The sequence below is a fragment of the Sphingobium sp. RAC03 genome (genome assembly GCF_001713415.1).
GTDB lineage: Bacteria > Pseudomonadota > Alphaproteobacteria > Sphingomonadales > Sphingomonadaceae > Sphingobium.
In genome coordinates this window covers 1755593-1776920 of sequence record NZ_CP016456.1, presented here as the reverse complement: position 1 = coordinate 1776920, position 21328 = coordinate 1755593, and the positions used below count along the sequence as shown (strand labels likewise).

Below are 21328 nucleotides of genomic sequence, written 5' to 3'. Positions count from 1 at the left end.
TTGCGACCTTGCAACAAGCGTGCGCCGACTCCGAAACGGAGTCGGCGCACGCTTGTCATCACCAGATTTTGACGCGCTCCTTAGGCTCAAGATAAAGCTTGCCGCCCGGCGCAGGCTTGAACGCCTCATACCAGCTATCGAAATTGCGCACGATATCGGCGCGATATTGCGACGGCGCGTGCGGATCGGTGACCAGCCGCTGGCGCAGATTGGCCTCGCGATAATTGCGCCGCCACACCTGCGCCCAGCCCAGGAAAAAGCGCTGGTCGCCGGTCATGCCGTCGATCACCGGCGCGGACTTGCCGCCCAGCGAGGCATGATAGGCGTCGAGCGCGACCGCCAGCCCACCCAGATCGCCGATATTCTCGCCCAGCGTGAACGCCCCCTTCACATGCGCGCCGGGGAACGGCTCATAGGCGTCATATTGGGTGACCAGCTTGTCGGTCAGCGCCTTGAAATTGGCGACATCAGCGTCGGTCCACCATTGGTTGAGCTTGCCGGTCTCGTCATATTTCGCGCCCTGATCATCGAAATGATGGCTCAGTTCATGGCCGATGACCGCGCCGATGCCACCATAATTGACCGCCGGGTCGGCGTTGGGATCAAAGAAGGGCGGTTGCAGGATCGCGGCGGGGAACACGATCTCGACCATGCCGAAATTGGCATAGGCGTTGATCTCCATCGGCGTCATGCCCCATTCCCAACGATAGATGGGCTTGCCCAGCTTCCCAATATTATAGTCGAAATCGAACTGATTGGCGCGCATCGCATTGCCCAGCAGATCGTCGCGCTGGATGGCGAGGCCATCATAGTCGCGCCATTTGTCGGGATAGCCGATCTTGGGGGTGAAGGCCGCCAGCTTCTTGTGCGCACGCGCCTTGGCGGTGTCGCTCATCCACGGCAGGCCGTCGATGCGACGTCCCATGGCGGCGATCACATTCTTGACCAGCACATCCATCGCCGCCTTGGTTTCGGGCGGGAAATATTGCGCGACATAGACTTTGCCGACCTCTTCGCCGAGTGAATCCTTGAGGAAATCGACGCCCCGCTTCCACCGCGCCTCACGCTCTGGCGTACCTGACAGGGTGGTGCCGTAAAAGGCGAAGTCGGCATTGGCGATGTTGTCGGGCAGTTTGTCGGCATAAGCATGCAGGCTGCGCAGCAACAGCGCGTCCTTCAGCACGGCCATCTGCGTCTTGGCGATCAGCGCCGCCTCGCCGGTGATGGCGGAGGGTTGGGCGACGAGCAGGTCGGTCGGCGTCAGGCCATTCGCCTTGAAATAGGCGGCGAAGTCGAAGCCTGGCGCGGCCTTTTGCAGGGCGGCCAGCGTCAGCTTATTATAGGTCTTGTCCGCGTCGCGGCTGTCGATCTGGGTCCAGTGGACCTTGGCCACTTCCGTCTCGAACGCCATCAAGGCGGCGGCGCGCGCCTTGGCGTCTGTTTCACCCGCCAGCGTCAGCATCGTCTCCAGATGCGCGACATAGGCGGCGCGGATCTTTGCCATTTCCGGCTTTTCATCCAGATAATAGTCGCGATCGGGCAGGCCCAGCCCACCCTGGCTCATCGACAGAATATAGGTTTCGGGGTCTTTATCGTCCTGCCCGACATAGAATCGGAACGGGCCGCTGATCCCGGCGCGGGCAGCCTTGGCGGCGAGCGTCGCATAGCCCGCCTTGTCCTTCACGCCCTTGATCTCGGCGAGCCAAGGCTTGATCGGGGCCAGCCCCTTGGCTTCGACGGCGGCGGTGTCGAGATAGCTGGCATAGGCCGCGCCGATCTTGCTCGCCGGATCATCTTTCGCCGCGTCCAGGATCGCGCGGGTGCGGGTGCGCGACAATTCGTCGAGCGTGTTGAACGCGCCATAGTTGGACTTGTCGGCCGGGATCGGCGTGTTTTTCGCCCAGGTGCCGTTGGCATGGTCGTAGAAATCATCGCCCGGCTTCACTGACAGGTCCATGCCCGCCGCGTCGAAGCCATAGCTGCCATAGGTGGGCTTGGCCGAAACTGGGGCGGTGGTGATGGCTGGGGCGGGCTGTTGCGCGTGGGCGATACCAGCGGTCAGCGCCAGTGCGGAGGCGGCAGCGCCCAGGAGGAGGTGTTTCATCAAAGCATCCCTTGCTTGAAGTGGGCGCATCGGACGCGCCCGGCATGACGGGGACTTGAACGCCTGTCCAACAAGCCTGTCCATGTCGTTGGTCGAATATTATCAGCCGTTGAAAGGATCGGAAAGCCGTATATGCGCGGCAAAGGCTTGCGCCAGCGTGGCCGGGTTTAGCGGGTCGAGCAGCGGCAGGCGGCCAAGGCTGGGCACACCCGCCAGCAGCGGGATGATCCGCTCATTTTCCGCATGCGCCTCACCGACGAAGGCAATGCCCGCGATCGGCACGCCGCGCGCGCGCAGCGCCTCGATGCTGAGCAGGCTATGGTTGATCGTGCCGAGCGCGGTGCGCGCGCACAGGATGACGGGCTGACCCCAATGGGAGAACAGGTCGGCCATCGACAGCGTCTCGCTGATCGGCACCAGCACGCCGCCTGCGCCCTCGACCACCAGCGGTCCATCGATCTGCGGCAACGCCAGCCGGTCCAATTCGATCGTCACGCCGTCGATCCGCGCGGCCAGATGCGGCGAGGCGGGGGTCGTCAGCCGATAGGCTTCGGGCAGGATGTGCGTGGCGGGCAGGCCGGACAGACGAGCCACTTCTTCCTTGTCGCCATCGGGGTCGACCCCGGCCTGGATCGGCTTCCAATAATGCGCGCCCAACGCCGCGGCGAGGCCAGCGGCAAAGACCGTTTTGCCGATGCCGGTATCGGTGCCGGTGACGATAAGAACGGTCATCCTACGATCCTTTGCAATTCGCGGCCGAGCGCGGCGATATCGGCGCGGCCGACATTGAGCGTCAGCGATAGGCGCAGGCGGCTGGTGCCCGGTGGCACGGTCGGCGGGCGGATGCCGCGCACGTCGAACCCGGCGTCCTGCAAGGCCGCCGCCGCCGCCATGGTGCGCGCGTCCGTGCCCAGGATGACCGGCACGATCTGGCTGCGCGGCGTGGGCAGGCCGAGCGGTGCGCAGATGGCTTCGGCGGCATCCTGCCGCAACGTCTTCAACCGATCGCGCAGGTCGCTCGCTTCCTCTATCCGGTCGAGCGCGGCGGACACCGCGACTGCCATTAGCGGCGAGGGCGCGGTGGAGAAGATGAACGCGCGGGCGCGGTTGATGAGATAGTCGATATGCAGGCGTGGCCCGCAGATCAGCGCGCCTTCCACCCCCATCGCCTTGCCGCAGGTATGGAGCGTGACGACATTGTGCAGCCCGTCCAGCCCGGCCGAAAGCCCGCGTCCACCCGGTCCGAAGACCCCGGTGCCATGGGCTTCGTCGAGCAGCAGCATGCCATGATGTTTCGCCGCCAGCTTGGCGAGATCGGCGAGCGGGGCGAGGTCGCCGTCCATCGAATAGAGCGTTTCGACCGCGATCCAGATGCGGCCCTTGCCCCCTTCGGTGCGGAAGGCGGTGATCAGGTCGGCGAAGCTCTGCACATCATTGTGTCGGGCGAAGACGGCGGCGGCCTTGCTCATGCGGATGCCGTCATGCGCGCTCGCGTGGATGAGTTCGTCCGCGACGATCAGGTCGCCGCGCTGCGGCAGGGTGCCGAACAAAGCGAGATTGCCGACATAGCCATTGGCGACGAACAGCGATGCCTGGGTGCGGAAGAAATCCGCGGCCTTGGCCTCCAACCCTTCATGTTCGGGCGCATTGCCGCGCAGCAGCCGCGATCCGCCCGACCCCACCGGCACGCCCCGTGCAATCGCATCCGCCACCGCCCCGGCGATGATCGGATCGGCGGCGAGGCCGAGATAATCGTTCGACGCGAAATCATGGCCCGACCGGGGCATCAGGCGACGCAACCGCCCGCGCGCGTCCAAAGCGGCAAGCTGTCTGGCGAAGGGTTCGGCGGTCATGGGCGGGGCTATAGGCCGCTCCCGAAAGGGGAGCAAGCCGCCGCTCAGCCCTCCGCCACCGCCGTCGACAGGCCCAGCCCCGGCACGCCAATCGAGCGTTTGCCCGAAAAATCGGTGCGGGCAACGATGACGCCCAGTTTTTCCATATAGTCGATCAGGCGGCGGACTCGCCCCGGCGAGCTGGTGCCATAGGCGCGGGCCAGGGCGGCATCGTCGGGGCATTGAAGCCCCTGCATCGCGGCGCGGGCGATCAGCAGGAAGGGCGCGAGCATGTCTTCGGGCAGCGCATCGGCAGCGCGCATCGCCGGTTCCCAGCGCGGGTCGGCCGCGTCCATCATCCCCGCCTGCGCCATGGCAAAGCGCTTGCGGAAAGCGGGCAGGTCCAGCGGCGGGGTGCGCAGCCCCTTCATCCGGCAGCGCACGCCGAAATCCTGGTACAAAGTCGACACGCTGGGGGCCGCATCGCCCAGATCAGCGACAATCTCTTCCAGCACCGCCATCACCACCGGTTCATTCTGGCCGAAATCCAGTTCGGGCGCGGCGGGCTTGGCCGACGGCGAATCGGCCAGCGCGCGGATGATCTCCTCGGCCGGGCGGGGCGGCGGATCGGCGCGCGGCGGGGCGAGCGGTGCCGCATCCTGCGGTTCGGGGGCGAACAGCAATTCCTGAAAATCCTCGCCGCTGGTCACTGGCGGGGCCATCAGCTTGTGGGTGCCGCCGCGCGTGCTGGTATGGACCGCGCCGATCTTGACCGACACCGGGCGGCGGCAGATGGCCGGACCCAGCGCCAGGAAGCGCCCGCGCTCCAGATCGCGGATCTGCTCGGCCTGCCGCCGCTCCATGCCCAGCAGGTCGGCGGCGCGCGCCATGTCGATGTCGAGGAAGGTGCGCCCCATCAGGAAGTTGGAGGCTTCGGCCGCGACATTCTTGGCGAGCTTCGCCAGCCGCTGCGTCGCGATCACGCCCGCCAACCCCCGCTTGCGCCCCCGGCACATCAAATTGGTCATCGCCGCCAGCGATACCCGCCGCGCTTCGTCGGACACGTCGCCCGCGGCGGCAGGGGCGAACATCTGCGCCTCATCCACCACCACCAAAGCGGGATACCAATGGTCGCGGGGCGCATCGAACAGCGCGTTGAGGAAGGAGGCCGCGCATTTCATCTGCGCGTCGATCTCCAGCGCCTCCAGGCTCAGCACCACCGAGGCGCGATGTTCGCGAATCCGCGTCGCCATGGTGACGATCTCACGCTCATTATAGTCGCCGGCGTCGATCACCACATGGCCATAGCGGTCGGCCAGCGTGACGAAATCCCCCTCCGGGTCGATCACCACCTGTTGCACCATCGGCGCGCTTTCCTCCAGCAGGCGGCGCAGCAGATGCGACTTACCCGACCCCGAATTGCCCTGAACGAGCAGCCGGGTGGCGAGCAATTCCTCCACGTCGACCAGCACGGGCTGCCCCAAGCTGTCGGTTCCTATGCTGATGCTGGCGGTCACGCCCACCCCATGGCCCATGGGGGCGGGGGAGCGCAAGAGGGGTGCGGCGGGGGCGACAGCGGCGCGCCTGTCGAGGATCGGTCGAAGTTCACACCGTCGTCGGGAAAATCGGGCCAATAGTAAAGGTGAGGGCGCTGTGAAGACCCGGTGAGGTTCGTGTTGGGTCACGGTGAAGTCACGCTTGGGTCACTATGACGCGACAACAGGGCTATCGCATATGAAAACTCCGTTCGTCCTGAGCCTGTCGAAGGACTGTCCTTTTCTTCGCGCGGAAGTTTAGAACGAAGAAAAAGCGGCCCTTCGACAGGCTCAGGGCGAACGGAAAATTTTTCTTCACACCAAGAGGAGGCCACAGGTGCGGGCATCGCCATCAGCAGGTGGCGGTCATGTGGTTTGCAAATCCGGTCCTGGCGTGTCGAACAACCCCCATCCTCCCCTGGCAGGGGAGGTGGCAGGGCGCAGCCCTGACGGAGGGGTGTTGCCGTCTCGATAGCGGGACACCCCTCCACCATTCGCTTCGCGAACGGTCCCCCTCCCCCGCCGGGGGAGGATTTTGATGTCTTGTTCGCAAACCGCATCATCACCGCAGCGGGGCAGCGACCGGCGGCGGGTCCGGCGCGAAGGGATCGGCCATGCACTGCGCATAATGGGCCAGCGCCCAGTCCCAGCTCTGGTCGAACATCGTCCCCGCCAGCCGCCGACGCAGGCGATGCGCGCTGGTGGGCGACATGCCGACGCTGCGGGCGGCAGTAGCGACGGTGCCGGTTTCGAGCAGGGCAACGAGGAAGCGCCGCTGCTTGGCGGGCGTCCAGTGGGCTCGGTTGGCCGGGGGTGGCGGCGGGGTGGGGTGCTGGTCCATCGGAAAGGATAGATCAGAGGATGCGCAAGTAGGAAAGGGGGTTTTGTGACTGGGCAGTTATGCGCCAAAATTGGCCCCTCCGTTACCACAAGCGAAAGCCCGAAACCCGCCGGGTCGTATAACGCGAGTTTGGCGTGCGGCAGAGCGATGAGCGGCTTTGGTGGATATCAGGATACTATGGCAAATGCTTCAAACGCAGACCTCGCGAATGGAAGATTTATTTGGCTTGTCGTGCAATTGGTGACAGATAGAACTGACCTCCGATCTACATATGTCCCCTTGCTTCCTCCATGTTCTGACTTAATAATTAGCTTTGAAGGCCTGGAAAACCAGGAGCGGCGCTTATTTTATCATTATCCACCGTAGAAAGGTGACATATGCCAGATTTTGTTTTCGAAGTTTTTGTCCCAAACGGAACCCCTACATACACTTACGTTAAAAGAACTGAAGAAAAGAATGAAGAAAAGCTAGCTTCTGCTCTTGATATGCCGAAAATGGTAATCTCCATTTCCGGTCCATCTAAAACGGGAAAAACAGCCTTGGTCGACACTCTTATAACGTCCGACCGCATAATCCCTGTTACTGGCCAATCGCTACAATCATCAAACGAACTATGGCAATCAGTTATGCGGTGGATCGGTGGTCCGGAGGAAATCGAGAAGGTCAAGGAACGGGTCGTGAAAGCAAGCGCTACGGGAAAAACTAGCGCGGAAGCTGGGGTGATTTTCGCCAAGGCAAAGGCTGAAGGGGAAATAAATGGCGGCGTTGAATTCATAACAACAACTTCGCATAAGTTCGGTGTAGAGTTTTTTGAGGCTGTAGTGAAAGAGTTAGGCGGCAGCGATTTTGTTGTATTTGTGGACGATTTTCACTATATTTCGGAAGATGCCCAAGTTGATATTGCTAAGTCTATCAAGGCGATTAGTGAACGTGGCGTTCGTGTTTGCATCGCTTCAGTTCCACACAAATCGGATGATATGGTTCGCGCCAATGACGAGCTGACTGGGCGCATAGTTTCCATTCTTTTTGATTATTGGTCGGTCGTAGAATTGGAAATCATCGCCAAAAATGGCTTCTCGGCTCTCGGCGTAGACATAGCTCCGGCAATAATCAAAAAACTTGCTACTGAAGCGCTCGGTTCACCTCAACTGATGCAGTCTCTATGCTTAAACTTATGTCTTGAGAAAGATATTCGGAATAAGCAGATTATGGAAGAGAGAACTGAAGTGTCCGAAACAGAATATCGCTCTGCATTGGAGCGAACATCTCTGCAAACTGATTATTCAAGGACGGTTGAGAGGCTTCACACCGGAGCGAAAGAGCGCGGAACTCAAAGAAAAGAGTTCCAATTCACCGATGGATCTTCTGGCGATGTCTACCGTGCGATTCTACTTGCCCTGATTGAAAATCCTCCACGAATGAGCTTTGATTATGACGAGATTATGGAGAGAATAAAAATAATCTGCAAGGAAGATACCCCGGTTGGCTCCAGCGTCCAACTAGCCCTCAAACAAATGGATGGGATAGCCAAGGATATAAAAAAACTTTCGCCGGTCTTAGAGTGGGATGAAGATAAGCTTGAAGTCATCAATCCATACTTCATGTTTTATATTAGGTCTTCACAGAAAATAGATCAAATTCATCAGGGGAAATCGGGAATGGTGTAATTGGCGGGTGGATTTTTGCGTTGGTTGAATGCAGGATAATAGCAGAAATTTTCGTTGCAAACCTCAAACCCGTCACTCCGCAACCGGCCATCGCACCACAATCAGGCAATTCCCCTCATTCTGGCCAATCATCGAGGCGCCAGTTGCGCGATGTGTGGATGACCTGGAGGATCGCCAGCACCGTGTCGTCGCGGCTGAGCGCGTAGGCGAGGATATAGGGAAGCTGGTTGACGGATTTTTCGTAGGTGCCGCCGACCCGGCCGGGGTGGCCGGTCGCATAGTCGGCCAAGGCGTCGCCTGTCTCGCGTATCCGTTTCGCGGCCTGCCGCGCTGCGGCCGGATTGTCTCTGGCGATGTGGACGATGTGCCGTTCCAGATCGTCAAGCGCGGCATCCGACCATTGCACATGCCTCATGCAGCATTTTTGGCGGCTGCGGCAATCGCGGCGTCGATCCGGTCCATCGCGGCGTCATGCGGCGTCACCCGGCCCGCTTCCCTGTCGGCAAGCCCCCGCTCTATGCCCTCGATGATCTGCAATTCGCGAGTCACATAGGCTTCGACCGCTTCGGCGGCGAGGTAGGACTTGGTGCGGCGCGTATTGTGGGCGAGGCGGCCGAGCTTTTCCTTGAGATCGGGCGTCACCCGGATCGTCATCGTCGTGCTGGCAGCCATGTCGCATTCCTTTTCGCTGGTGGCACACATTGTAACACATGTGCCTGCCCTTGCCAGCAATGCATCTATATCCGCCTCGTCGAGGCGGGCATGTTTGGCCTCCCGATTGAACGGCCTCCGGTTTTTGCAGGCTGATGAACCGCCGGAAGTCAGAAGAAAGACCCTCGCCGACATCGACTAGGCAGCAAGCTGCCAAGTCTTCGTAGCCTCTCCCGCGGAGGCGGGCGAGGGCAAGGCACGACATTCGCTTTGCCAATTGCCCCCGCCCCTACATCCTCCGCTTGACCCATTCCCTGTTGCAATGCAGCATTGCGCCCCATGGCGACTCTTTCCCCCTCCCCCTCCGCCCCTGCGATCACGCAGAATCCCGACATCCGCTTTCTGGGGCGCCTGCTGGGCGACGTGATCCGGGCTTATGGGGGGGAGAGCCTCTACAAGCAGACCGAATATATCCGGTCGGCGTCGGTGGATCGCGCGCGCGGGGTGCAGGGGGCGGACCTGACCGATACCGGGCTGGATGTGCTGACGCTCGATGACACGCTCAATTTCGTGCGCGGGTTCATGCTGTTTTCGATGCTCGCCAATCTGGCCGAGGATCGGCAGGGCATCGCCGCTGAGCCGGGCGCCGATGTCGCGTCGGTGCTGGCGCGGCTGGAGTCGCATGGCATTGGCCGCGACGCGGTGCTGGACCTGCTGTCGCACAGCCTGATCGTGCCGGTACTGACCGCCCACCCGACCGAGGTGCGGCGCAAGAGCATGATCGATCACAAGAACCGCATCGCCGACCTGATGCTGCTCAAGGATGCGGGCCGCGACGAGACAGAGGATGGCGAAAATCTGGACGAGGCGATTTTCCGCCAGATCGCGCTGCTGTGGCAGACCCGCCCGTTGCGCCGCGAAAAATTGTTCGTCGCGGACGAGATCGACAATGTGCTGGCCTATTTCCGCGACACCTTCCTGCCGGTGCTGCCTGCGCTCTATGCGCGGTGGGAGCGGGTGCTGGGCGCGCGGCCGCAAAGTTTCCTGCGGGTGGGGAGCTGGATTGGCGGCGACCGCGACGGCAATCCCTTCGTTCAGGCGCCGCAATTGCGCCATGCCTTGCAGCGCGGCTGTCAGGCGGCGATCGCTTATTATCTCGATGCGTTGCACGCTCTGGGGGCGGAACTCTCGCTGTCGACCGAATTGGCGCATGTGCCGCAGGCGGTGCTGGAGCTGGCCGAGGCGAGCGGCGATGCGTCGCCCAGCCGGGGGGACGAACCCTATCGGCGCGCCATATCCGGCATCTATGCTAGGCTTGCCGCGACCTGTACCGCGCTGACCGGCACGCAGCCTGCCCGGCCCTCCGCGCTCAAGGGCGAGGCCTATGCCATGCCGCAGGATTTCCGCCGCGATCTGGTGACGGTGGCGCAGGGGCTGGCGAGCGAGGGCAATGGCGCGCTGTCGAGTGGCGGGGCGCTGGGCCGGTTGATCCGCGCGGTCGAGACGTTCGGCTTCCACCTCGCCACGCTCGACATGCGGCAGAATAGCGACGTGCATGAGCGGGTGGTGGGCGAGCTGCTCAAGGTCGCCGGGGTCGAGCCGGACTATGCCACGCTCGACGAATATGCGCGCATCGCGCTGCTGCGCAAGGAATTGGCGAGCAACCGGCCGCTGGGGTCGCGCTTTTCCGCTTATGGCGAGGAAACCGCGTCGGAACTGGCGATCGTCCATGCGGCGGCGGAGGCGCATCGCGTCTATGGCCCGCAATGCATCACCCATTATATCATTTCCAAGGCCGAAAGCGTGTCCGACATGCTGGAGGTCAATATCCTGCTGAAGGAAGCCGGGCTGTGGCAGGCGGGCGTGGATGGCGCGCCGCCGCAGGCCGCGATCATGGCGATCCCGCTGTTCGAGACGATCGGCGATCTGGAGGCTGCGCCCGCGATCATGTCCGCCTATTTCGGCCTGCCCGAAATTGCGGGCGTGGTGCAGGCGCGCGGCCATCAGGAAGTGATGATCGGCTATTCGGACAGCAACAAGGATGGCGGCTATATCACCTCGACCTGGAGCCTCTACAAGGCGAGCCAGGCGCTGGCCCCCGTCTTTGCCGATGCGGGCGCGGCGATGCAGTTGTTCCACGGCCGCGGCGGGGCGGTGGGCCGTGGGGGCGGGTCGGCCTTCGCCGCGATCCAGGCGCAGCCGCGCGGCACAGTGCAGGGGCGCATCCGCATCACCGAACAGGGCGAGATGATCGCCGCCAAATTCGGGTCGCGCGATGTCGCGATGACCAATTTGGAGGCGATGACCAGCGCCACCCTGCTCGCCAGCCTGGAGCCGGAGGGGATTTCGGAGCGCGACGCCGCGCGCTTTACCGCCGCGATGGATGAGCTGTCGAAAAACGCCTTCGCTGCCTATCGCGACCTTGTCTACGGCACGGAGGGGTTCAAGGAGTTTTTCCGGCAATTGACGCCGATCCAGGAAATTTCCGGCCTCAAGATCGGGTCGCGCCCAGCAAGCCGCACCAAGAGCAACGCGATCGAGGATCTGCGCGCCATTCCCTGGGTGTTCAGCTGGGCGCAGGCGCGGGTGATGCTGCCGGGTTGGTATGGCGTGGGCCAGGCATTGGCCGGGTTCGAGGACAAGGCGCTGCTCGCCGACATGGCGCAGCATTGGTCGTTCCTCAAATCCGCGCTCGCCAATCTGGAAATGGTGCTGGCCAAGTCGGACCTGGGCATCGCCGCGCAATATCTGCCGCTGGTCGAGGATCAGGGGATGGCCGACACGCTGTTCGGGCGGATACGCGAAGGGTGGAACCAGACGCATGACGGGCTGCTGGCGGCGACGGCGCAATCGCGATTGCTGGAAAAGAATGCGGCGCTGGAAACCTCGATCCGGCTGCGCCTGCCCTATATCGAGCCGCTCAACCTGTTGCAGGTCGAGCTGTTGAAACGCCATCGGGCTGGCGAGGATGATCCGCGCATCAAGGAAGGCATCGAATTGTCGATCAACGCGATCGCGACGGCGTTGCGCAACAGCGGGTAAGTTTGCCGGTGGGCGGGATTGACAGGGGCGGGACCGGAGTGCGAGCGCCCGCGTCATGATCGACGCCACTTACGCCCTTGCCGCCTGCATATTCTTTGGCGCGGCGCTCTATTCCAGCGTCGGTCATGCCGGGGCGTCGGCCTATATCGCGTTGATGGCGTTATTCGGCCTGCCGGCGCAGGTCATGCGTCCCACGGCGCTGGTTCTCAACGTCATCGTCGCGACCTTCACCTCCGCCCGCTTCGTTAATGCCGGATTGTTCCGCTGGCGCACGCTCTGGCCCTTTCTCATCGGCGCCATCCCGATGGCGTTCATCGGCGGGGGCATCATCCTGCCCACGCATTTCTATCGTCCGCTGGTGGGCATAGTGTTGTGGCTGTCGGCGGCACGATTGTTGTGGCCAAAGCCGCTCGGCACGGCAGAAGACGTCAAAGATCCGCCCATTATCGTGGCGATCGCGGCCGGGGCGGGCATCGGCCTGTTGTCGGGTCTGACGGGCACGGGCGGCGGCATTTTCTTGTCGCCGCTGCTGCTGTTCCTGGGCTGGGCAACACCGCGCGCCGCATCGGGAATCGCGGCGGTGTTCATCCTCGTCAATTCGATTTCCGGGCTGCTCGGCAATCTGGCCTCGCTGCAACAGCTGCCAGAAACGCTGCCGCTTTTTGCCGGGGCCGCGCTGGCCGGTGCGCTCGTGGGCACGACATTGGGCATCCGCCTGCCATCGACCATGATCGTGCGCGCATTGGCGCTGGTCCTGATCGTGGCGGGGGCCAAGATGATCGGCGTCTATTAGAGTATCCGTGATGGTCAAGCGCATGCTGTGGTCCAGAGACGATCTGCCCTGAGTAGCGCATTTGCGGTGACGATGAGCTTTCGCATGATGGCTGTGATGGCGATTTTGGCGGGTTTTCCGGCAGCGATGAGCTGCTGGTATTTGGCCTTGAGGTTTGGATTGAATCGGGCGGCGACCAGAGCAGGCATGTAGAGAGCCTGTCGGACATTGGCCCTACCGCCGCGGATGAAGCTTTTGCCTTTCCATTGGCCGGACTGGCGCGCGACCGGGGCAAGTCCGGCGAGCGAGGCAGCCTGCTTGTTATCGAGCGATCCGAGTTCGGGCATGGTGGCGATGATCTGGTTGGCGGTGAGTGTGCCGAGGCCAGCGATGCTGGTGAGAATGTGGTGGCGCCGGACGAGCTTTTCATCTGCGGCAATGACGGCCGCGATTTCAGCGTCGAGCGCAGCGATGTGGCGAGCGATCTGTTCGAGCCGTTGGCTGCACTGGCGCTTAAGCAGCGTGACGGTGAGGTTCTTTTCGCGGTTTTTGAGCGCGGTGCGATCACGCACCAGACCATCGCGGGCGTTGACGAGTTCGGCCAGTTGGTTCTGCTGCGGGCTTCGGGCGGGCCTGACCGGGGGTTTCAGCGTCACCGCCATCCGTGCGAGCAGCCTGGCGTCGATGCGATCGGTCTTGGCGAGCGTGCCTGTCGCCTGAGCGAAGCGCCTTGCCCGTTCCGGGTTGAGCTTGACGCAGGGCATATGGCCGAGCGCGACCTCCAGCGCGCGGTGGTAGATGCCGGTAGCCTCATAGGCGATCCGCTCGACCTCCCATTGCCCGGCCCATGCGATCAGGGTCTTGTGGCCCTTGGTGGTGTTGGGGAACTGGCGCTCGATCCCGATGGGATGGACATAGCAGTCCAACGTCGCTTTGGAGATGTCGATGCCGATGGTTTGTGGTAGAGAGTTGCTCATCTTTTTCGCTGTCCCATGCTTGTCATCCGGGCCTTAAAAGCCCCGGTATCCGTTCGGGCCTGATGAAAAAGAAAGGGGCGATCCTACTCTAACCCGGTCCCTTCACGACCAGCGGTTTTGCGATCCGTCCCCTTCCGTCCGGTCCGGGGTGGCCACCCCGGACCGGACATCGCATCCTGACCCGAACGGACCACAAAGTCATAAGACAAGCGTGATGAGTTTACTCAGAACCGTTCGTCCTGAGTAGCCCCTTCGACTGCCTGCCAAGGCAGGCGCTCAGCAACCGTATTGGGTGTCAAGCGAGATTGGCCCATGGTTTATCCTGCTGGACGATGGCGTTTGCGATAATGAGGAGTTTTCGCATGGCGGCGGTGATGGCGACTTTGGGCGCTTTGCCTCCCGCGCGGAGGTGCTGGTAGAAGTCGCGGATGGTTGGATTGAAGCGGATGGCGGGTAATGTTGCCATGTAGAGCGCGCATCTGACCGAGAGTCGGCCGCCGGTAATATGCGCCTGACCGCGCCACTGGCCGCTGTCACGGTTCATGGGAGCGATGCCGGCAAGGGCTGCGATCTGCTTTTTGTCAGCGATACCAAGTTCGGGGAGTTCGGCGATCAGCACTGCCGCTGTCGTGGCGCCGATGCCTGGAATAGACTCCAGCAGCATAGCTTTGCGCGCGAGCGTGGCATCAGCCTCGATTTCAGCCGTTATGCGCGCATCGCACTGGCCGATTTGTCCTTGCAGGAAGGCAATATGCTCGCGGATCGAAGCCAGCGTTTCGGCGTCATCGAGGCCGGACAGACGCTGCTTTTCGGTAGCCAGCATACCGACCAGTTGCCGCCTTCTGCGCACTTGCTCGGCAAGGCGAGCCTGATTTTCAGGTGTTGGCGGTGTTCTGGCGGGCTGCATGGCGTCAGCGAAGCGTAGGATGATGCCAGCGTCAAGCGCATCGGTTTTGGCGAGTTGACCGCTCGCTCTAGCAAAATCCCGCACTTGCCTGGGATTGACGATGCTCATGGCGATCCCCGCCGCTCCCATCTGGCGAGCGAGCAACCGGCCATAGCGGCCCGTTGCCTCGCAGACGATATGGGGATGTTCAAGGGTCGCGAGCCGCCTTCTTAAAGCCGCGATCCCCGCCACCGAATTGGTACGGCGCCAAACCCCGTTAGCCCCCGGTAAGGCAATATCGAGTGCCGCCTTAGATACATCGACGGCAACATATTGGTTCGACATCATGTTTCTCCACCTTGCATACGAGCTCAAGGCTCAGGCAACCGTTCGAGACGATCATGGATGGAGCGGACGGCTTTGCTGAGGATCGCGAGCTTTATGCCCAAGGACAGGCACAGCCTATCCGCTCCGACCTGTCCGGGGTCATGACCCCAGACAGGTCGGCACCAATTCAACCAAGGCTGAAATAAATGCCAACCCCAATATGCAAGGACAGGCATTGAGCGAAGTCGGAGTCGCAGACGACCGAAGGGCAAATGGCGTATCGAAGGATATAAAGCGCAACCGACCCTTCGATACGGGTCTTCGACAAGCTCAGCCCCTACTCAGGGCGAACGGAGTGATGCGACTTAAAGTCATCATACTCTAAAGTACTCTAAAACGGGAGAATCCGGGACGGCGGCAGTCCAATGCACCGCCCCGGACCCCCAGTCCTTGCCGCGGCAAGGATTGGCTGGTGGGGGCGAGCCGTTACGGCCCGCCCGAACCTTTAACTCGAATTTAGATCAGAATTTGGCGACGACACCCGCCATCGGGCGGATCGAACGGAAATTGCCCATCGTGTCGGCCTGCACCCGGAAACGGATGTTGCTGCTCATGGCCGAGCTGCCCATGTCGGCGGGTGAGAGTTCCACGCCAGCGCCATAGGTGGTGCCATGGAAGTCCTGGCTATCGGGGCCGAGCGCGTCGAAATTGACCCACTTGTAACCGACCTTGCCGAAGATCAGGCTGTCCTTGCCGGCCTTCACACCGACACGGCCCGCGGCATTATATTCCCAGTCGATATCGCCCGACACGCCCTTGGACGCGCCGCCTTCAACGCCGAGAACGATCGGCCCTGCAACATTATAGTTCACGCCAGCGACGCCTTCGACCATGCGGCCCTTATAGCCCACGGGCGGAATGCCTTCCTTGCCGGTTTCGCTGTCGAAATTATGCACGCCGCCCATCACGCCGACATAAGGTTCGAGGCGACGGGTAGAACTGCCATCGTCCTGCGCCATCGCGACGGCGGGAATGAAGGACGCAGCGGCAGCCGCTGTGAAAAGCAGTGTCTTCATGGGGGTAACCCTTTTTCTATTGTTGAGGATAAGCAGCGGTGTGGACCCGCCGGGTCGGCGCGAGCGCTCCAAGCTGCTGCACCAGACACGACACAAAATGACCGGACCCGCCCGAAGGTTTCCTGAACGAACGATAAAAACCGGACGAATGACATTTATGTGACGGAAAAAACACGGTTTCTGTCGCTCAGATGAACGAAACACCCCTTATCTGAACGGCGGATAAACGCTGGACGGCGCACCCCATTTTCATTCACAACCAATTCAACCGGCCCGCGTTACGTCAGTGACAGATAAAGATGAGGAGAAAGGCGATGACGGGCATCCGACATCGGTTACTGGCTACGATGGGCCTGATTGGCGCGCTGGCATTGGGGGGCTGCGCCTATGATGACGGCTATGGCTATGGCGGCGTAAACGTCGGCACGGGCTATTATGGCGGTGGTGGCTATTATGGCGACGGCTATTATGGTCCCGCAGGCTATTATCAGCCCGGCGCCTTTGGCGGCTGGTACAATAATTATTATTATCCCGGTAACGGCTACTATGTCTACGACCGGGGCGGACGTCGTCACCGCTGGAACGATGGGCAGCGCCGCTATTGGGAAGGCCGCCGCGCCGAGCGTGGCGACAATCGCTGGCGTGACCGGGATCGCGATGGACGACCCGACCGGCGGCCCGATTGGCGTGGGCGCGATAATGACGGGCGCGGCGATGGACGGGGCGAATGGCGCGGACGCGGCAATGATGGTCGGCCAGGCGATGGCCGCTATACCCGTCCTCGGCCGCAGCCCGGCGTAGAGGGCGACCGTGGCCGGGGCCGCTGGCAGGGCAACAACGCCGTGCGCCCGACGCCGCAGGTCCGGCCGGATCGCCCGCAGGCGAGCCAGCCCCGGCCGCAGCGTAGCGTTGGCAATCGCCCCGCCCCCAGTATCCGCGCCGATCGACCGGCGCGCACCAACAGCCGTGGCCCAGCCATGCGGACACGCCCAGACTGATGCGGAGACAGATGAAGGCACTCTTACTGACACCCCTCCTGCTCGTCGCCGCCTGCGACGGGCGGGAGGAAAGCGCGATCGACAATCTCGCCAATGGCGCGAATGTGGCCCAGGTGGAAAACAGCTTCCGGGCCGAAGCGATGGCGGTGATGGAACCGCTCGATCCGCCAGCGCCGGGCACGCCGGGCGGCCTGCCGATCGACCCAGCCCCGCTGGCCGAGGGATCGATCGATCCCGACAGCGCGCCGGGTGCAGCGCAGGTCGTGCAGGGCTATTATGGCCTGCTGGAGGAAAAGCGGTTCGAAGATGCGCAGGCGCTGTGGAATCCGCGCGGCGAAATCGGGACGCAGGATGACGCGCATTTCGCGGCGCGTTTTCGGGGTTTCAGTGAAATTCACGCCAATGTCGGCGCGCCATCCGAGCCGGAAGGCGCGGCAGGATCGCTCTATGTCATAGTGCCAGTCCAGCTTTATGGCCGGATCGCCGCGAACGGCAAACCCTTCTACGCCTTGCGCCAGGTAACCTTGCACCGCGTCAACGACGTGCCCGGATCGACCGCCGAACAGCGGCGCTGGCATATCGAAAGGATCGGTGCCTATGCCCCGCCCATCCAGGCGGCAGATGCCAGCAATGCGATGGAAGCCATCTCCATGACCGACGGCATGGCGGGCAAGAGCAAGAAATAAGCGCCATCCGCTTCGAGAAGGGCGAACACCGCCGCAAGGCAGGGGTTCGACTTCCCGAAGCGGACGGTAATGGTCAGATCAGGCGACGGTCGCCGTGACGATCTTGCCCGGCGTGCGCGGCGGCTCGCCCTTGGGCAGCGCGTCGACATGCTCCATGCCCGACGTCACTTCGCCCCAGACGGTATATTGGCCGTCGAGGAAGGTCGCATCGTCGAAGCAGATGAAGAACTGGCTGTTGGCGCTGTTCGGGTTGGACGAGCGCGCCATCGAGCAGACGCCGCGGACGTGCGGCTGACGACTGAACTCAGCCTTGATGTCGGGCAGCTTGGACCCGCCCATGCCGGTGCCGGTCGGATCGCCACCCTGCGCCATGAAACCCGCGATGACGCGGTGGAACACGACGCCATCGTAAAAGCCGTCCTTGGCGAGCGTGGTGATGCGCTCGACATGGCCGGGGGCGAGGTCGGGACGCAGCTTGATGACGACGTCGCCGCCACTGTCGAGGGCGAGGGTAAGTGTTTCTTCGGCCATGATGATCCTCTCTTGCCGGGGAAGGGGTAGTGGCCCCCATATAGAGGCTAACAAAGGGGATGGAAGATTGTTGTGGATAAGGCGTTCATTGCCGCCGCCCCATTGCAATTCCAGTGTGCATAGGCGAAAGCACCCCCATGTTACAGGAACCGGACAGTAGCGCGCGCCATGAGCGATCGCGGCGACAAGGCCAATGCCCGGCCCGATGATGAACTGATCGACGCGAGCGCGATCGATCAGGCCGAATCCCGTCATGACGAGGATGACCGGCTGAGACCCGAATATGTGACGGCCGTGCTCGACGCGGTGGAGGATGGCGATGCCGAGCGGGCGCGCGATCTCGTGTCGCCGTTGCACCCCGCCGACATTGCCGATCTGCTCGAACTCACGCCCGCCGACCGGCGCGGCGCGGTGGCGGCGGCGCTCGGCGATCTGGTCGGCGCGGAAGTGCTGTCCGAACTCAACGACTATGTCCGCGACGACCTGATCGGCGACCTTGCGCCCGAACAGGTGGCGGGATTCGCGGCCGAACTCGACACCGACGATGCCGTCGCGATGATCGAGGATATGGACGATGCCGACCAGCAGGCCGTCCTCGATGCCCTCGACCCCGAAGACCGCGCGGCGATCGAAAGCGCGCTGTCCTACCCGGAGGAATCCGCCGGACGCCTGATGCAGCGCGACCTGGTCGCGGTGCCCGAACATATGACGGTCGGCCAGGTGATCGACTATCTGCGCGATCATGGCGACCTGACCGCCGATTTCTGGGAAATCTACGTCGTCGATGCGATGCATCGGCCGGTTGGCTATTGCCAGCTAAGCTGGATCCTCACCTGCCCCCGTTCGGTCGCGATGGCCGACCTGATGAAGCGCGAACAGACGCTGATCCCGGTCGATATGGACCAGGAGGAAGTGGCGCTACGCTTCCAGAAATATGCGCTCATTTCCGCCGCCGTCGTTGATTCAAGCGGGCGGCTAGTCGGCATGGTCACGGTCGATGACGTCGTCCACATCATTGCCGAGGAAGCGGGCGAAGACATATTGCGCCTGTCGGGCGCGGGCGAAGGCGACATCAACGAACCGATCCTGATGACGGTGCGCGCGCGCTTGATCTGGCTGGTCGTCAATCTGGGCACGGCGATGCTGGCCGCGTCGGTCGTCGGCCTGTTCGAAGGGACGATCGAGCGCTTCGCCATGCTCGCCGCGCTGATGGGCATCGTGTCGGGCATGGGTGGCAATGCGGGCACGCAGACGCTGGCCGTGGTCGTGCGCGCGCTCGCCACCAACCAGCTGACCAGTTCCAACACCGCGCGGATGATCGGCCGCGAATTCCGCATTGCCGCCACCAATGGCGCGACGCTGGGCACGCTGATCGCGATCGGCTCCTATGTGATTTATGGGCGGCTCGACCTGTCGCTCGTGTTCGGCGCGGCGATCCTCACCAACAATATGGTCGCGGGGCTTGCCGGGGTTTTGGTGCCGGTCACGCTGGAACGCAATAATGTCGATCCCGCCGTATCCTCCGCCGTGTTCGTCACGATGATGACCGATTCGCTCGGCTTTTTCACCTTCCTGGGGCTGGCCACGCTCTTCCTGCGTTGAAGCCGCGCTGGTCCGTCCCCAAATCGCGACCATGCCGCTGCACATCACCAAGATCGCTTTTCGCAGCGAAAGCCCCGCCACCCTGCGCGCCTGGCTGGAAAGCCAGCCCGGCGAAGCGCGGATCACCACCCGCTACCTGCCCAAGCGGGTCGAGGAAATGGCGGGCGGATCGCTTTACTGGATTCACGCCCATATGATCGTCGGCCGCAGCCCGATCCTGGGCTTCGAGGAAACGGGTCAGGGTCGCCATTGGGTCCGGCTCGAACCGCGCCTGATCCCTGTCCACGCCGCGCCCAAGCGCGCGCATCAGGGCTGGCGCTATCTGGAGGACAAGGACGCGCCGCCGGACCTTGCCGATGGCGAAGTCGATGCGCGCGACGCCATGCCCCCTTCCCTGCTGCACGAACTGGCGAAGCTCGGTCTGGTCTAATCGGTCTGGTCTAAAGGGCATAAGCATTTGAAACGCTGGACTTGTCGCTAGAAAGAACATAGCACGAACACTATGGTTCAGATGTCCACTCGTCAGAAGCTCGAAATCCTCGCCGATGCCGCCAAATATGATGCGTCCTGTGCGTCGTCGGGGACGTCGAAACGGGATTCGCGCGGCGGCAAGGGCATCGGATCGACCGAAGGGATGGGCATTTGCCATGCTTATGCCCCGGACGGCCGCTGCATCTCGCTGCTCAAGATCTTGCTGACCAACAGCTGCATCTTCGACTGCCATTATTGCATCAACCGCAAGTCGAGCGACGTGCGCCGCGCGCGCTTCACCGCCAAGGAAGTGGTGGACCTGACGCTCAGCTTTTATCGCCGCAATTATATCGAGGGGCTGTTCCTCTCGTCGGGTATCATCCGCTCGTCCGACTATACGATGGAGCAGATGGTCGAGGTGGCCCGGTCGCTGCGCGAGGATCATGATTTTCGCGGCTATATCCATTTGAAGACCATCCCCGATGCCGACCCCGGTCTGATGCGGCAGGCGGGGCTGCATGCCGACCGGCTGTCGATCAATGTCGAACTGCCGACCGAAAGCGGCCTCAAGCGGTTGGCGCCGGAAAAGGACGGCACCCGGATCGAAGGGGCGATGGGCCAGATGCGGACCGAGATGGAGGATAGCGGCGACGCGCGCCGCAAATATCGCCATGCCCCGCGCTTTGCGCCGGCGGGCCAGTCCACCCAGATGATCGTGGGGGCGGACGCCGCCGATGACCGGGCGATCATCACGCGGGCGAGCAGCCTGTATGACCGGCACCGGTTGCGCCGGGTCTATTATAGCGCTTTCTCCCCCATCCCCTCGCCCAGCGCCGTGCTGCCGCTCAAGCGCCCGCCGCTGATGCGCGAACATCGGCTCTACCAGTCCGACTGGATGATGCGATTCTATGGCTATGACGCGAGCGAAGTGGCGGCGGCGACTGACGCGGAAACCGGCCACCTGCCGCTCGACATCGATCCCAAGCTCGCCTGGGCGCTCAACCATCGCGCCATCTTTCCGGTCGACGTCAATCGCGCCCCGCGTGAGGCGCTGCTGCGGGTGCCGGGCCTGGGGGTCAAGGCGGTCGATCGCATCCTCGCCAGCCGCCGCCATCGCCGGTTGCGGCTCGACGATGTTGCGCGGATGACGACCTCTATCAAGAAGCTGCGGCCCTTTCTGGTGGCGGCGGATTGGCGCCCCGTGGCGCTTATCGACCGGGCCGATCTGCGCGCGCGCATGACGCCGCCCGCCAGCCAGTTCGAACTCTTTGTGTAGCCGCGACTTTTCCGGTTGCTTCCGAGTCGCGATCGTGGAATTCTTTGGCTTTCC

Annotated in this window: 19 protein-coding genes; 8 read left to right on the top strand and 11 right to left on the bottom strand. The window is 62.6% G+C overall.

All coding sequences use genetic code 11. The annotated features are described in order from the left end of the window. Positions 1 to 58: 58 nt before the first annotated feature. The 5 genes from BSY17_RS13130 to BSY17_RS13110 all read right to left on the bottom strand — a co-directional run bounded on the left by BSY17_RS13130 (position 59) and on the right by BSY17_RS13110 (position 6312). Positions 59 to 2104, bottom strand: a complete 2046-nt coding sequence (locus BSY17_RS13130; RefSeq protein WP_069065840.1) for a M13 family metallopeptidase — start codon at positions 2102 to 2104, stop codon at positions 59 to 61. Between the two features lie 102 nt (positions 2105 to 2206). Next, positions 2207 to 2836, bottom strand: a complete 630-nt coding sequence (gene bioD / locus BSY17_RS13125; RefSeq protein ID WP_069065839.1) for a dethiobiotin synthase — start codon at positions 2834 to 2836, stop codon at positions 2207 to 2209. After that, entirely contained in the window at positions 2833 to 3957 is a 1125-nt protein-coding gene (locus BSY17_RS13120) for an 8-amino-7-oxononanoate synthase (RefSeq protein ID WP_069065838.1), read from the bottom strand. Before BSY17_RS13120 ends, bioD begins: the two co-directional genes overlap by 4 nt. Positions 3958 to 4001: 44 nt before the next feature. Continuing rightward, complete coding sequence (locus BSY17_RS13115; RefSeq protein WP_069066964.1) at positions 4002 to 5453, bottom strand: ATP-binding protein; 1452 nt, start codon at positions 5451 to 5453, stop codon at positions 4002 to 4004. Positions 5454 to 6033: 580 nt separating this feature from the next. Next, a complete protein-coding gene (locus BSY17_RS13110) occupies positions 6034 to 6312 on the bottom strand; it encodes a hypothetical protein (RefSeq protein ID WP_069065837.1) in 279 nt (92 codons plus the stop codon). A gap of 377 nt (positions 6313 to 6689) precedes the next feature. Here BSY17_RS13110 and BSY17_RS13105 point away from each other — a divergent pair, with 377 nt between their 5' ends. After that, positions 6690 to 7979 (top strand): ATP-binding protein, encoded by a 1290-nt coding sequence (locus BSY17_RS13105; RefSeq protein ID WP_150125792.1) that lies wholly within the window; start codon positions 6690 to 6692, stop codon positions 7977 to 7979. 115 nt (positions 7980 to 8094) lie between these two features. Here BSY17_RS13105 and BSY17_RS13100 read toward each other — a convergent pair whose 3' ends face one another. Together BSY17_RS13100 and BSY17_RS13095 are read right to left on the bottom strand one after the other, a co-directional pair. Further along, the gene (locus BSY17_RS13100) at positions 8095 to 8394 is read right to left on the bottom strand and encodes a type II toxin-antitoxin system RelE/ParE family toxin (protein ID WP_069065835.1); all 300 of its coding nucleotides are present in this window, start codon (positions 8392 to 8394) and stop codon (positions 8095 to 8097) included. Further along, entirely contained in the window at positions 8391 to 8651 is a 261-nt protein-coding gene (locus tag BSY17_RS13095) for a CopG family ribbon-helix-helix protein (RefSeq protein WP_069066963.1), read from the bottom strand. The genes BSY17_RS13100 and BSY17_RS13095 overlap by 4 nt, the downstream gene beginning before the upstream one ends. A 318-nt stretch (positions 8652 to 8969) precedes the next feature. Here BSY17_RS13095 and ppc point away from each other — a divergent pair, with 318 nt between their 5' ends. Together ppc and BSY17_RS13085 are read left to right on the top strand one after the other, a co-directional pair. Then, positions 8970 to 11672 (top strand): phosphoenolpyruvate carboxylase, encoded by a 2703-nt coding sequence (gene ppc, locus BSY17_RS13090; RefSeq protein ID WP_069065834.1) that lies wholly within the window; start codon positions 8970 to 8972, stop codon positions 11670 to 11672. Between the two features lie 55 nt (positions 11673 to 11727). Further along, positions 11728 to 12465: a sulfite exporter TauE/SafE family protein gene (locus BSY17_RS13085; RefSeq protein WP_069065833.1), complete on the top strand. Its 738-nt coding sequence runs from the start codon at positions 11728 to 11730 to the stop codon at positions 12463 to 12465. Positions 12466 to 12479: 14 nt separating this feature from the next. On the opposite strand, the gene BSY17_RS13080 is transcribed toward BSY17_RS13085, so the two are convergent. The 3 genes from BSY17_RS13080 to BSY17_RS13070 all read right to left on the bottom strand — a co-directional run bounded on the left by BSY17_RS13080 (position 12480) and on the right by BSY17_RS13070 (position 15710). Next, a complete protein-coding gene (locus BSY17_RS13080; protein WP_006966739.1) occupies positions 12480 to 13421 on the bottom strand; it encodes an IS110 family transposase in 942 nt (313 codons plus the stop codon). Between the two features lie 295 nt (positions 13422 to 13716). Next, positions 13717 to 14655: an IS110 family transposase gene (locus BSY17_RS13075; protein ID WP_069065832.1), complete on the bottom strand. Its 939-nt coding sequence runs from the start codon at positions 14653 to 14655 to the stop codon at positions 13717 to 13719. 500 nt (positions 14656 to 15155) lie between these two features. After that, positions 15156 to 15710, bottom strand: a complete 555-nt coding sequence (locus BSY17_RS13070; RefSeq protein ID WP_037480083.1) for an outer membrane protein — start codon at positions 15708 to 15710, stop codon at positions 15156 to 15158. Positions 15711 to 16024: 314 nt separating this feature from the next. Between BSY17_RS13070 and BSY17_RS13065 the strand changes: the two genes are divergently transcribed. After that, positions 16025 to 16708, top strand: coding sequence for a peptidase (locus BSY17_RS13065; protein ID WP_069065831.1), 684 nt, complete (start codon positions 16025 to 16027; stop codon positions 16706 to 16708). A gap of 11 nt (positions 16709 to 16719) precedes the next feature. Continuing rightward, entirely contained in the window at positions 16720 to 17394 is a 675-nt protein-coding gene (locus BSY17_RS13060) for a hypothetical protein (RefSeq protein ID WP_237236308.1), read from the top strand. 78 nt (positions 17395 to 17472) lie between these two features. Here BSY17_RS13060 and BSY17_RS13055 read toward each other — a convergent pair whose 3' ends face one another. Continuing rightward, complete coding sequence (locus BSY17_RS13055) at positions 17473 to 17925, bottom strand: peptidylprolyl isomerase (protein ID WP_043152197.1); 453 nt, start codon at positions 17923 to 17925, stop codon at positions 17473 to 17475. A gap of 168 nt (positions 17926 to 18093) precedes the next feature. Between BSY17_RS13055 and mgtE the strand changes: the two genes are divergently transcribed. The 3 genes from mgtE to BSY17_RS13040 all read left to right on the top strand — a co-directional run bounded on the left by mgtE (position 18094) and on the right by BSY17_RS13040 (position 21274). Continuing rightward, a complete protein-coding gene (gene mgtE, locus BSY17_RS13050; RefSeq protein ID WP_069065829.1) occupies positions 18094 to 19527 on the top strand; it encodes a magnesium transporter in 1434 nt (477 codons plus the stop codon). A 31-nt stretch (positions 19528 to 19558) separates the two neighbouring features. Continuing rightward, positions 19559 to 19957 (top strand): DUF1489 family protein, encoded by a 399-nt coding sequence (locus BSY17_RS13045; RefSeq protein ID WP_069065828.1) that lies wholly within the window; start codon positions 19559 to 19561, stop codon positions 19955 to 19957. 72 nt (positions 19958 to 20029) lie between these two features. Continuing rightward, positions 20030 to 21274, top strand: a complete 1245-nt coding sequence (locus BSY17_RS13040) for a putative DNA modification/repair radical SAM protein (RefSeq protein WP_069065827.1) — start codon at positions 20030 to 20032, stop codon at positions 21272 to 21274. Positions 21275 to 21328: the final 54 nt, after the last annotated feature.